14 protein-coding genes and 1 riboswitch are annotated in these 13017 nt (G+C 36.5%); of the genes, 11 read left to right on the forward strand and 3 right to left on the reverse strand.

Annotation, left to right across the window (positions count from 1 at the left end; all coding sequences use genetic code 11):
- Positions 1 to 51 precede the first annotated feature (51 nt).
- Entirely contained in the window at positions 52 to 792 is a 741-nt protein-coding gene (locus LEGAS_RS00995; protein ID WP_010383940.1) for an NUDIX domain-containing protein, read from the reverse strand.
- Positions 793 to 915: 123 nt separating this feature from the next.
- Positions 916 to 1042: riboswitch (THF riboswitch) on the forward strand.
- Positions 1043 to 1083: 41 nt separating this feature from the next.
- On the opposite strand from LEGAS_RS00995, the gene LEGAS_RS01000 reads away from it, so the two are divergent.
- Positions 1084 to 1662, forward strand: a complete 579-nt coding sequence (locus LEGAS_RS01000; RefSeq protein ID WP_013231159.1) for a folate family ECF transporter S component — start codon at positions 1084 to 1086, stop codon at positions 1660 to 1662.
- Between the two features lie 84 nt (positions 1663 to 1746).
- Positions 1747 to 2223 (forward strand): DUF805 domain-containing protein, encoded by a 477-nt coding sequence (locus tag LEGAS_RS01005; protein ID WP_013231160.1) that lies wholly within the window; start codon positions 1747 to 1749, stop codon positions 2221 to 2223.
- A 40-nt stretch (positions 2224 to 2263) separates the two neighbouring features.
- On the opposite strand, the gene LEGAS_RS01010 is transcribed toward LEGAS_RS01005, so the two are convergent.
- The gene (locus tag LEGAS_RS01010) at positions 2264 to 2944 is read right to left on the reverse strand and encodes a DUF6198 family protein (protein ID WP_010383937.1); all 681 of its coding nucleotides are present in this window, start codon (positions 2942 to 2944) and stop codon (positions 2264 to 2266) included.
- 163 nt (positions 2945 to 3107) lie between these two features.
- On the opposite strand from LEGAS_RS01010, the gene LEGAS_RS01015 reads away from it, so the two are divergent.
- Positions 3108 to 3878 carry a (S)-acetoin forming diacetyl reductase gene (locus tag LEGAS_RS01015; protein WP_010383934.1) on the forward strand — a complete coding sequence of 257 codons (771 nt, stop codon included), beginning with the start codon at positions 3108 to 3110 and terminating at the stop codon, positions 3876 to 3878.
- Between the two features lie 122 nt (positions 3879 to 4000).
- The gene (locus LEGAS_RS01020) at positions 4001 to 4492 is read left to right on the forward strand and encodes a GtrA family protein (protein WP_010383932.1); all 492 of its coding nucleotides are present in this window, start codon (positions 4001 to 4003) and stop codon (positions 4490 to 4492) included.
- Between the two features lie 111 nt (positions 4493 to 4603).
- On the opposite strand, the gene LEGAS_RS01025 is transcribed toward LEGAS_RS01020, so the two are convergent.
- A complete protein-coding gene (locus LEGAS_RS01025) occupies positions 4604 to 5548 on the reverse strand; it encodes a sugar-binding transcriptional regulator (protein ID WP_013231161.1) in 945 nt (314 codons plus the stop codon).
- Between the two features lie 260 nt (positions 5549 to 5808).
- Here LEGAS_RS01025 and LEGAS_RS01030 point away from each other — a divergent pair, with 260 nt between their 5' ends.
- The 7 genes from LEGAS_RS01030 to LEGAS_RS01060 all read left to right on the forward strand — a co-directional run bounded on the left by LEGAS_RS01030 (position 5809) and on the right by LEGAS_RS01060 (position 12998).
- Positions 5809 to 6966 carry an NAD(P)-dependent malic enzyme gene (locus tag LEGAS_RS01030; RefSeq protein ID WP_013231162.1) on the forward strand — a complete coding sequence of 386 codons (1158 nt, stop codon included), beginning with the start codon at positions 5809 to 5811 and terminating at the stop codon, positions 6964 to 6966.
- 4 nt (positions 6967 to 6970) lie between these two features.
- A complete protein-coding gene (gene citC / locus LEGAS_RS01035; protein ID WP_013231163.1) occupies positions 6971 to 8032 on the forward strand; it encodes a [citrate (pro-3S)-lyase] ligase in 1062 nt (353 codons plus the stop codon).
- Entirely contained in the window at positions 8022 to 8315 is a 294-nt protein-coding gene (citD, locus tag LEGAS_RS01040; protein WP_010389616.1) for a citrate lyase acyl carrier protein, read from the forward strand. Before citC ends, citD begins: the two co-directional genes overlap by 11 nt.
- Positions 8315 to 9226, forward strand: a complete 912-nt coding sequence (gene citE, locus LEGAS_RS01045; RefSeq protein WP_010389614.1) for a citrate (pro-3S)-lyase subunit beta — start codon at positions 8315 to 8317, stop codon at positions 9224 to 9226. Before citD ends, citE begins: the two co-directional genes overlap by 1 nt.
- Positions 9216 to 10751, forward strand: a complete 1536-nt coding sequence (citF, locus tag LEGAS_RS01050) for a citrate lyase subunit alpha (protein WP_013231164.1) — start codon at positions 9216 to 9218, stop codon at positions 10749 to 10751. Before citE ends, citF begins: the two co-directional genes overlap by 11 nt.
- Before the next feature lie 64 nt (positions 10752 to 10815).
- The gene (gene citG / locus LEGAS_RS01055; protein WP_010387450.1) at positions 10816 to 12213 is read left to right on the forward strand and encodes a triphosphoribosyl-dephospho-CoA synthase CitG; all 1398 of its coding nucleotides are present in this window, start codon (positions 10816 to 10818) and stop codon (positions 12211 to 12213) included.
- Entirely contained in the window at positions 12210 to 12998 is a 789-nt protein-coding gene (locus tag LEGAS_RS01060; RefSeq protein WP_013231165.1) for an alpha/beta fold hydrolase, read from the forward strand. Before citG ends, LEGAS_RS01060 begins: the two co-directional genes overlap by 4 nt.
- Positions 12999 to 13017: the final 19 nt, after the last annotated feature.

Here is a 13017-nt window from a genome sequence, read left to right on the forward strand (position 1 = left end):
TAATAAAAGTTTTTTTAACTTTTATTTATTAAAGAGAATTGTACATGAAATCTAATTAATAAGCAACCGATATTGTTTTGCAGGACGTCCAGGTTTATTCTGAATGCTTGCACCAAGAGGTTGTAACAGGTCTTGGTGGTTTCGTAAGAAATTTGAGTTGTCAGGTTCAGTTTTTCCAAAAACGCCAAATACATGACGGGCCATTTTTAAAGTGAAAGATGGTCCGAGAATTAAGAGAATAGTCGGTTGATAATTCAATTTGTTCATAATTCTTTTGGTGGCAACAGTTAAAATCCAATTGTGATCAAAAGCTAAATGTTTGTCAGCCATTTGATTTTTGTGATTAATGTAATCGTCATCGGCTAACGTCGTAAAAACAAAATCAAGGTTTTTGAAACGAAAAAGACCTGATTTTTGTTTTTGAAGTGTGAACCATTGTGCGTCTGTTGCACCAGGACCGGGGTTCAGCAACGGTTGCTGTGGCAAAAAGGTCATATAACTTAAAGATAGCGCACGTTCTTCTGGTGAACGTGATGGATCTGTAAAAGTTGCTAACTGTTCGGCATGAACATCTGGTAAGTCTAGACCGAGTTTTTCTTTAACTAGTCGCAAAGTCGCGTCATGAGCACTTTCATTGATGCGTAGCCAAGTTTCAGGCAAAGCCCAAAAATCTTTAAAAGGGCTGTCAGAACGTTTAATTAACAAAAGTTTAATATCATGTGTTTGAGCATCAAAACTCCAAATGACATTGGTAATTGTGATGAGAGGTTTTTCTAATAAATTGTGTGTCATGTTTATCCGCCTTGAAACGTCATTATTGATCGTCTTATATGTCATTATTTTAACATGTTTACTATTTTTGTATTGTTCGGATAGAAAGATGCTACAATGGGTGAGTCAATATGACAAATAAAAAAAGGGGTAGATATCTGCGCGTTAAGTGTGAGGGAGACGGAATGTGAGCCTTCAACGAAATAAAAAATATCATGTGGGAAAACCACGTTTTAGTTTTTTGTGCGATGCAGATATCACATTCACCAATATATGTTTTGCGGTGAGCGCTCCACTCGGAGGTTCAGAACTATGGCAGTTCAAAACACAACGCCTGTTAAAGGCACTTGGTCACTACCCAAATTAGACGTGAGTCAATTTGTGGTACTGGCTTTACTGGTAGGACTTGATATAGTCTTAGGCAAATTAACTGTTGGTACAAACGTTCTCAAAATTAGTTTTGTGTTTGTGGCAATGTCGTTAATTGCTAAATGGTATGGTCCAGTATGGACCATGATGATTGCAACTATCTTAGATGTTGTTGGTGCAACAATTATTAATCCAAGCGGTACATTTTTTCTGGGATTTACATTATCAGCGATTACTGCTGGGCTAATATATGCCTTGTTTTATTACAATCAAGTGCATGTCAGTTGGCTTAGAATTTTAGGGGCAGTTGGCTTAGTAACGTTTGTTGTTAATGCTGGTATGAATACATTATGGTTGTTCATCATGTACTCTCAAGTGCATACATGGGATTCGTTTGTCACGTTACTCATACCACGCTTGATTAAGTCGATTATGATGTATCCGATACAAGTTATTGTGACATATGCTTTTTTGAATAATGCTGCGGTCAAGCAGGCAACGAAAAAAATTTTTAATAAGTAATGCTTAAACAGCCTCGGCTGTTTTTTATTGCCATTAAAAGGAGATAATGGTAAACTTGAAAAAATAATAATAGGGGATGTTTTTATGACAGCTTGGGGCGCATTAACAGATTTTTTTAAACAATATAAGCGATTTATTGGCACAAGCTCAAGAAGTGCATTTAACTGGATGACTTGGTTTTGGAGTATTATCTACTGGATAATTGCCATATTGATAGTTTGTGTTGCTGGTCTAGGTGCTTTTTTTGGTAAGCATGGGGCGTCTATGACTGATGAAACACCATTGTTTGGGACAATAATGTTAGTTGCTGTTATTTCTGTCATATTATCAATCATTATTATTGTCCCTAATTTAGCTTTATATGCTCGACGGTTACATGACATGGGTCATTCAGGTTGGTGGCAGCTTATAGTAATTATTGTTAATACTATACTGATAGGTGGTGCTGTGTTTTTCGGCATAAATGAGAATATACTGTATGGCATTCAAACTGTCATTAGTTTAGGATTCAATCTCTGGTTATCATTTGGTCAAACAAAATTCAATAATAAATACAGTTAAAAAGTGCTGATAATTCTTAACATAGGATTATCAGCACTTTTTAATTACCTCTCACATCGCCATGGACAAGATGCTTGAAAATATGTTTATCTGACCAAGCAATATTTCGGCCTTGAAAGAAAAAGGACAAGACTGTACCAATACCTAATGCGACAAATTGATGGCTAAAAATAAAAGCAAATATCGACAGACCAATTGCAGCAGCAAAGTTACTCATTTGTGCTGTTGAGGCATTGCCATGAAAATAGTCGAAACGTAAAATATTTGTGAGATCATCTAAGGGGTGTAAAATCCAATTGACACGTTGGTAAATAGAAATTGCGACACCAATAGTCCAGATACCAAAGAAATCAATCGGTATACGTAACCACCAAGCAAGTGAGTGGATACCAATACTGACAAAATAATTAGCGAAAAAACTCACCAAGAAGCTAAAGGACAGACCAAAAATAATGTTGCCAATGAGACGGGGCCAGTTGAAGTTCATGGCAAGAAACATATTTAAAAAGGCTACTGTGATGGCGACTACTGCTAAAAAAATGCCAATTGGTAAACCGCTAGCATTGGATAAATTTGCAGCGCTAGCTGTCCATGGAGCTGAACCCATACTAGATGCCACACTTAAACCATTACCAAATGAATTAACAATGAGTGAAATAACGAAAAAACTAATTTTTTGTTTTAAACCAAGTTGATAAAATTGACCATCGATGTAGTACATGCAATTCTCCCAAGAACCATAATATTGTTATTATAACAAGACCAGCTCGTGATAACCATTTTTTATAAAATTGATTAAATTAATTAGTTTACTTATTCACAAACTAGGTGTATATTATGAACTATAAACTATGAAGGCAGATAACTAAGAAAGGAATTTAATCATGAGTAAAGTAGCATTAGTAACAGGCGCAGGTCAGGGAATTGGCGAGGCAATTGCACATCGTTTAGTGAAAGACGGATTCCAAGTGTCCCTAATTGGCCGACATTTGGAAAAAGTGCAAAGAGTAGCAAATGACATTAACGCCAATGGTGGAGAAGCCATTGCGATTCGTGCTGATGTTGCTAAACGTGATGAGGTTTTTGAAGCAGTCAAAGCCACAAAAGAAGCCTTTGGTGATCTGAATGTTATTGTTAACAATGCCGGAGTTGCACCAACGACACCAATAATGGCTGTTACAGAAGATGACATGAATTGGACATGGGGTATTAATGTTAATGGTGTTGTGTGGGGAACTCAGGCCGCAACAGAAGCGTTTAAGGAATTGGGGCATGGCGGTAAAATCATTAATGCTACGTCACAAGCTGGTGTTGAGGGTAATGAAAACTTAACCGTATACGGGTCGACAAAATTTGCTATTCGCGGTATCACACAAACAACAGCCAAGGAATTAGCACAATTTGGAATTACAGTTAATGCGTTTGCACCAGGGATTGTTAAAACGCCTATGATGTGGGATATAGCACACGAAGTCGGTCAAAATGCTGGAAAAGATGATGAATGGGGCATGGCGCAATTCTCAGATGGCATTGCTCTAGGCCGTTTGAGTGAACCTGAAGAAATTGCTAGTGTTGTTAGTTTCTTATCTAGTGATGATTCAAATTATGTGACAGGTCAAACAATTATTGTTGATGGTGGCATGGTTTTCCATTGATTACTTGACTAACATACTATATTTATGTTGTAATAAAGAGAATTATTTTCATTAGCGTCATAATCGGGATGAACATTAATGTTCGTTCCGTTTTTTTAATTAGAAAAGCATTTAAAGGGCATATGGCAGAACGTTATTTAAAATCCGAGAAAATAAAATACCTGTTTTGGGGCGTCATTACGACACTGGTTTATTTTTTGGTGCGATTTTTAACAATGGCGCTATTAAATCAGGCAATGTTGCCTGTATTGATTGCACAAGTTGTGACGGTTTTGTTTGCTTTCGTGGTGAATAAGTTTTTTGTGTTTGCGGATAATCAAAGTCGGCATGTTGTCGTGCAGTTGATAAGATTTAGCGTTGGTAGGTTATTTGTTGCCGGAATTGATTTTTTATTAACATATATTATGATTGAACGCTATAGTGACCTATTTATTCGTTTGTTACGACTGAAGACAATTAATTTTCAAACGTTTCCCTTTGAATTATCTTGGTCGTGGCTACACGGGTGGGTGTATGATAGTATATCATTCAATGCTGTCATTGCAGTTTTTGTAATCCAAGTGATTGCAATTGTGGTTAATTATTTCATTTCTAAATTTATGATTTTTGACTGATCTCTAGACTTGAATTAAAAACATAGCAAAGTAGTCTAAGCACTTCAAGTTATTATAACGTCAAAAAAACGCCCAATAGGTTTATCTAACCTATTGGGCGTTTTTTTGACGTTATTTTAATGTATGTTCATTCAAAATTCTATAAGCCATTGCTTCACTGAGAATGATGTCAGTAATTAATTGGCCACGGAGTGCACCAATGACAGCTTGGTATTTTGATTTACCACGAACTAAACAAATTCGTTTTGGAACTTGTAATATTTGTGAAACGGGCAGTCCAACAATTTTATCATCACCTTGATTTAAAAAGCGGCCATTAATATCATATGGCCGGCCAAAGATCATGCCTACCACGCTTTTAACGTTTATTGAAGGGAAAATACCATTTAAATTATTGTGCCAAATTGGAATCGAGTCTAGCGATCGAATTGTTCCTACGCCTGTAATAAGAAAATCCATATGACTTGCCAGCGCTAAGGTATTTTGTAGAGATGGTTCAGAGTATAAGCCACCACGCACAATATCATTAAGAATGTAAAGTGGAGCCGGTAACGTTAAAAATTCACCAGAAACTTTTTTTGCAGCGCGTTCTACCATCCGTATTGATCCAGCGGTAGAATTATATTTCATATTTTCACCTAAAAATTGTGTAAATTTAACACGTTCTAGTGGCGTACTTTTCAAGCTGTCTATCATACTATATATTGTTTCGCCCCATGTGAGACCAACAACTTTATTATTAGTTTGCAATAATTCACCAACGAATTCAGCAGCAAAATTGGATAAATGAGTTGATGTGGTGATGTTGTTAATGTCGTCTTGCACCACATAAAAATTAACATTAGAAAACTTATCTTGTAATATATGTTCTAGCTGTGAATTACGGTGAGAGTTTTCGGTAATTTCAATCTTGACAATACCATTTTTAACAGCTTCATTGAGATATTTATTGATTAAATAACGACTAATATTATATTTTTTTGAGATATCCCCGAACGGTAATTTGTTGAGGTAATAATCTTGAGAAATTTGAGAAAGTAATGCACGATCGGTCATGAGATCCTCCACATAAATATATTTTACTAGTATTTCATTAATTAAACAATCGTTTAATTAATTGAATGAATTTTAAAAATACGAATTTAAAAAAATCAACTTATTTTAAATATTTAAAAAATTAAACGTTTTATGGTTTTTATTTCAAAATTTAAGACAAAAAGTATTGACTTGGTTTTAAGCAATTACTAGAATGAGACTTGTTAACAACTGTACATGAGTACATGCAAACTTGACCTAAATTAGAAAAGAGGGACATTTTGGTAGATATGAAAGAAGTGCTGTCAATTCATGAGGCACATACTGGGGTTTTGGATATAGAGTCGCAATTTGACATTAAAACACCATCAGCACTGAGTGAGGCATACACGCCAGGAGTTGCAGGGTTAGCAAAATTAATTGCTAACGATGAATCGAAAAAAAACATTTATACCATGAGTGGCAAATTAATTCCAGTGATCACCGATGGTTCAGCTGTATTAGGATTAGGCAATATTGGTCCTGCGGCTGGTTTACCAATTGTTGAAGGGAAGGCGCTTATTTATAAAAACTTTGCTAATGTGAATGCTTTGCCAATGGCGTTAAATCAAGTAAGTGTTGATGAATTTGTCAATGCAATAAAAGCAATGGCCCCCTCATTTGCTGGTATTCATTTAGAAGATATTGGTGCGCCACGCGTATTTGAAATTGAACGACGCTTGAGTGAGGAACTCGATATTCCTGTCTATCATGATGATCAGACAGGTACGGCAATTGTCGTTCTTGCAGGCCTTATTAATGCTGCAAAAGTTGTTGGAAAAAATTTACAACAATTAAAAGTATTAGTTAATGGTATTGGTGCGGCAGGTGTCGCAACAACTAAAATTTTATTGGCAGTTGGTTTAAAAAACATCACATTAGTTGATATTGATGGTGTTGTGCGATCAGATAATCAGAAATATAACAGTTATCAACGTGAATTGACGACTCAAGTAAATCAAAGCGTTGGGGCAACTCTCGATGAAGTTATTGTAAATCAAGATGTTTTTGTTGGTTTGTCAGATGCAAATGTGCTAACTGATAGTCAAGTGAGACGTATGGCCAAGAAGCCAATTATCTTTGCATTAGCTAATCCTGTGCCGGAAATATCACCAGAAGAAGCGATAAATGCCGGCGCAGCGGTTGTGGCAACGGGATCATCGCAATGGCCTAACCAAGTGAATAACGTTTTGGTATTTCCTGGATTATTTAAAGGGTTACTATCAAGTGGTCTGAAGCATGTTGATATGCCATTACAGATACGTGTGGCACATGCACTGGCTGATATGATTGAAAATCCTGATGCCACACACGTTGTTCCTGGTGTTTTTGGTAAAGGCAATGTGCATGCAGTGGAACAATCAATTTTAGATTATGCAAAACAATTAAGTGGAAATTAAGTTCATGACAAGCACAGTTCAAGACATTTATATGTCAAATGCCACTCAAAAAAAGAATTGGCAAGCATTTCTGATTAAACTTGGTATTACCCAATTTGATGATCAAGAGTTAGATGTGATTGAGCAAACAATAGGTATTTATGATGGCGATCAACTAGTTGCAACGGGATCCATCGCAGGAAACATTATAAAATATGTCGGCACTTGCGTCATTGGCGAAATGATCAAGGGCGCAAGGTTTAATCAATTGATGACAGTTTTAGAAAATCGCATGGCTTTGTTAGGACGATTTCATCAATTTGTATATACAAAACCATTATATGTACAAAGTTTTGAACATATTGGCTTTAAATTGCTAGCTAATTCAAATGAAGGTGCTCTTCTTGAGAAGGGGGCACCGGATGTCCAAGATTTTTTAAATACTATTCCAAAAGCACCACAAGGTGTTCAAAAAATAGGGAGTGTTGTTGTTAATGCGAATCCATTTACGATAGGGCACCGATACTTAATTGAAAAAGCAGCAAGTGAAAATAATTTAGTATATGTATTTGTTGTTAACCAAGATGTTTCTTTATTCCATACAGATGAACGTTTTGAATTAGTCAAGCAGGGGGTCAAAGATTTAAAAAATGTTGTTGTTGTTGCAGGTGGTGACTATATCATTAGTTATTTAACTTTTCCGTCGTATTTTATAACCAATACACAACAAGTTATTGATTACCAAACAACAATAGATGCGCGTATTTTTAAGAACATTATTGCCCTATCATTGTCAATTCAAACGAGATATGTCGGTAGTGAACCGCTATCTTATACAACTTCTTTATATAATCAAACATTAGTACGTGAATTAAAACCAGAGATAAACGTAATAATCGTACCCAGAATAGCACAATATAATCAAACAGAAATAATATCAGCTCGTAAAGTTCGGCAAGCGATTGCGGATGATGATTTTGAAACGTGGTCTGAGATAGTGCCTGAGACCACAAAAAAATTTATTAGCCAACATTTAGCTGAACTGCAAATGCGCATTAGAAAGGGACAAAAGATTAATGGAAATTAAGAAAACCGCAATAGCGGGAACATTGGAGTCATCTGATGTTCAAATTATGTTAACTCCGGGAACGGATGGCATTGTATTTGACCTCGTATCAGATGTTGCTAAACAATTTGATGAGGCAATTAAGGAAACGATTAATCAAGTTCTGTCAGAGTATGACGTTCAAAACGCCATTGTAAAAGTGGTAGATAAAGGCGCCTTGGATATGGTTATTAAAGCGCGAACTGTTGCAGTAGTACAACGAGCTCTCGATATTATAGATGAACCTAAGTGGGAGGTGCTGTAATGGCTATAGAAGAAAAATTACGTCGTACCATGATGTTTGTGCCAGGAAATAATCCAGCAATGGTTAAAGACGCAGGTATTTTTGGGGCTGATTCTATTATGTTTGATCTTGAAGATGCTGTATCGCTTTCAGAAAAAGATGCTGCGCGATACTTGGTATATGAGGCGTTGAAAACAGTTGATTATGGTCGCTCCGAACTAGTTGTGCGCATTAATGGGCTGGATACACCCTTCTATCGTAATGATATTAAGGCGATGGTTAAGGCGGGAATTGATGTGATTCGTTTGCCTAAAGTTGAAACGGCAGATATGATACGAGATCTTGAAGGCCTAGTAGCTGAAGCTGAAATAGAATTCGGACGTGAGATTGGGACAACACATTTAATGGCTGCGATTGAGTCTGCACGTGGCGTTGTCAACGCCAATGAAATTGCACGATCTTCCGAACGAATGATTGGTATTGCGTTATCAGCTGAAGATTATACAACAGATATGAAAACACATCGTTATCCTGATGGACAAGAGTTATTGTATGCACGAAATGTTATTTTACATGCAGCTAGAGCTGCTGGTATTGCTGCCTTTGATACTGTATTCACTGATTTGAACGATGAAGCAGGATTTAAACGTGAAACTGAGTTAATCCATCAACTTGGTTTTGATGGTAAGTCATTAATTAATCCGCGACAAATTGACATGGTTAATCAGGTATATCAGCCATTGAAAAAAGAAATTATAGTTGCTCAAAATGTCATCGCTGCTATTGAGAACGCCAAACAAAAAGGCTCGGGTGTTATTTCTATGAATGGACAAATGGTTGACAGACCAGTCGTATTACGTGCTGAACGTGTCATGCGTTTAGCTAAAGCTAATAATTTAGTTGATGAGGAGGGAAACTACATTGAAAAATAAAGTAGAACGTGATATACCTGACGATATTTTAAAACAATCAGACAGTCAAATATTTAGGGGCGTTGATTATGGTCAGCCAACAATTCAACGCGTTGCGCCTAAAGTCAAGGCAACAACTGGTCAGAATAAAATTTTAGACTCAGTAGATGAAGTTGTCACACAAACTGTTAGAGATGGTATGACAATTTCGTTTCATCATCATTTTCGTGAAGGAGACTATGTCTTTAACAAAATCATGCGCAGTATTATCGATCATGGTTATAAAAATCTGACGTTGGCGCCATCATCTTTGACAAATGTGATGAATGATATTGTTGTTGAAGCCATTCAAAAGGGTGTCGTAACTGATATTACCTCCTCAGGTATGCGTGGTAGTTTAGGTGATGCTGTGTCACATGGTATTTTGAAAAATCCTGTTATATTCAGATCTCATGGTAACCGTGCTCGTGCCATAGAGAGTGGTGATATCAAAATTGACGTTGCCTTTCTGGGTGTACCAAACACTGACGATATGGGAAACGCCAATGGTATGAATGGTGTAGCAGCTTTTGGTTCATTAGGGTATGCGCTAATTGATGCTCAATATGCGCATACGTTGGTTTTGATTACAGATAATATTAAGCCGTATCCTAATACACCAGCTTCTATTAAGCAAACTCAAGTTGATTATATTGTTCAAGTAGATGAAGTTGGGAACCCAGATAAAATTGGCTCAGGTGCAACACGATTTACTAAAGATCCTAAGGAACTTAAAATTGCTAAAACGGTTAACGATGTCATTGTTAATTCCGAGTACTTTAAAAATGGCTTTTCATTTCAAACGGGTTCAGGTGGTGCGGCGCTGGCTGTTACAAGGTTTTTACGTACAGCAATGATTGAAAAAAATATTAAGGCAGCTTTTGCATTGGGTGGTATTACTAAACCAACGGTTGATTTGTTAAATGAAGGACTAGTTGCCAAAGTAATGGATGTTCAAGATTTTGACAAAGGTGCGGCTGAATCAATGAAGGATAATCCATACCAACAAGAAATTGATGCTTCTTGGTATGCTGATCCAGCTAATAAAGGCGCTATGGTTGACAAATTAGATGTTGCCATTTTATCTGCTTTAGAAATTGACACGAAGTTTAACGTTAACGTCATGTCCGGATCAGATGGCATTATTCGTGGTGCTATTGGCGGTCATCAAGATGCGGCAATGGCTAAATTAACCATCATTTCAGCGCCACTTGTTCGAGGACGCATTGCAACAATTGTGCCTGAAGTTACCACAGTTATCACACCAGGTGACTCAATAGATGTGATTGTGACAGAAGTTGGGATCGCTATTAATCCAAAACGACAAGACTTAATGGCTCAATTAAAGAATGTCCCTGGGCTACCTCTTTACACAATTGAAGCATTGCAAGAAAAAGCGGCAAAAATTGTTGGGACACCAAAACCATTGCAGTTTACAGATCGTGTTGTTGCAGTTGCTGAATACCGAGATGGGACATTAATTGACGTGATTAAACAAGTGAAATAATGAGTTTAAACAACGAACCTGAAGGTTCGTGTACATAGATTTAAGAATGGAAAGAGGCAACTGAATGAACGTCTTTGAAAATGGCCGATCAATTGACTTGATGTCTGTATTAGACAATAAGGAATGGCGTAGTCATTACCAAGAAAGATTAAAAATAAAGTATCCAACAGCAATTATTGTCAGCATTAAGTTAAATATACCCGGACCAATTAAAAGTAGTCCACTACTTAAGGATAGCTATAATTTTGGTTTGCGCGACATCAAGCAATATTTAAAGCAATTTAAAATTGTTTACGAACGATTTTTTATTGAAAATACAACTGGTCCTGAAGGCTTTTTGGCCGTTTTAGGAGATTTGAAAGCAGTTAAATTGGCGACGATTTCATTTGAAGAAACAAGCCCCATTGGTCGCTTGTTTGACATAGATATTATGGCTGAACAAAATGAGCAGCAATTGTCGCGGCGTAGTTTAGGGTATCGGGCCCGTACTTGCTTCATTTGCGATAAAGACGCGAAAACATGTATTAAACAAGGGGTTCATACGCTTGAATCTGGTTATGACGCAATTAATAAAATTTGTACGATATATATGAAAAAACAGATAACAATTTCAAAACAATCACAAGATCAAATTGTACGTGCCGCCATGACAGCATTATTGTATGAAGTATCACTAAATCCAAAACCAGGGTTGGTAGATCCTGTGAGTAATGGCGCACATAGTGATATGACAGTTTTCACATTTATCGATAGCAGTCTGTCATTACAACAATACTTTAACGAAGCTTATGCCATATCACATGATTTTTCAGGAGATGATTTGACAGTAATGTTTGAAACATTAAGGCAATTGGGCGTAAGAGCTGAAGCAAAAATGTGTGGTGCAACACATGGCGTTAATACGCATAAAGGGGCAATATTTTCGTTAGGCATTTTAATTTCTGCAATTGCTTATGGTACAAAAATTGGTGGTGTCACTGTAAATGATTTGCAAAAAATTATAACCAAAATGACAGTTAACTTGGTACAGCATGACTTTAAAAATCTATATAAAAAGAAACAAAAATTAACTGCTGGTGAACAGCAATATCAACAATACCGATTGCCAGGAATTCGTGGCGAGGCTGCAGCGGGTTTTCCCATAGTTATGGATATGGCGTTGCCGTTCTTATTAAAATCTGTAGGATCAACGAGTCAGCGTCTATTAGATACATTGATGAAAATTGCGAGTTCTATTGTTGATACTAACTTAATTAAGCGTGCAGGTAGTCCTGATATTTTAACAGAACTCAAGCAATGGTCAGCGACGTATTTTGAATTAGGTGGCAGTCAAACATCTGCGGGGATAACTTATTTAAAAAAATTAGATGTTGAATTTGTGCAACGTCATTTAAGTATAGGTGGCACCGCGGATAATTTAATTTCAACGGTTTTCCTTGCAAGGTTGGTTGGTGGTATATGACGAGTTTTATAACAAGTGACAAAGTTAAGCTGTCTTATACAGATCAAGGCGATGGTCAAGCGGTAATTTTGTTAACTGGATATGCTGGTGTGAAAGAAGAGTGGTATTATCAATCAGCCTGTTTACTCGAACTTGGTTTTCGGGTGATTGCCTTGGATTGGCGCTGTCATGGTGCCTCGACACATACGGCAAAAAATTTAAAAATTATGCGATTGGCTGCAGATTTACATGAGTTAATTTTAAATTTGAAGTTGAGAGGTGTTAGATTGATAGGACATTCCATGGGTGGCAGTGTGATATGGGCCTATACAGTACTCTTTGGTTATCAAAACATTGATTGCATCATCATAATAGATGAATCGCCAAAATTGTTTAACGATGAGGGATGGTCGGGTGGTTTAGTTAATTTAAAATGGGACAATCTTTTGATGATTTCTGAGCAAATACCTTTCTTAAAAATGAATAAACAACCAATAGATAATGAGTTACGAGTAATACTAAATGGCGTTAAAAAATTAAATCCTTTTGATTTTGATTTAGGTCATGAATTGCTGATTGACCATTTATTGCAAGATTGGTGTCAAGTAGTTAGAGACATTAAAGTACCACAGTTATTTGTTAAAGGCGCATGTACATCAATATGGGGAAAGGGTTATCTTGATTATTGTGAACAATTAAACAATGAGTTCACAACATTGGTAACGCTTAATAATGTCGGACATATGCCACAGGTAGAAGACTATAAATCCTTTAATAGTAATATTATAAGCTTTATAAAGGGATAGAGAAATAAAAAATAACTAA

It is taken from the genome of Leuconostoc gasicomitatum LMG 18811 (genome assembly GCF_000196855.1).
Taxonomy (GTDB): Bacteria; Bacillota; Bacilli; order Lactobacillales; family Lactobacillaceae; genus Leuconostoc; species Leuconostoc gasicomitatum.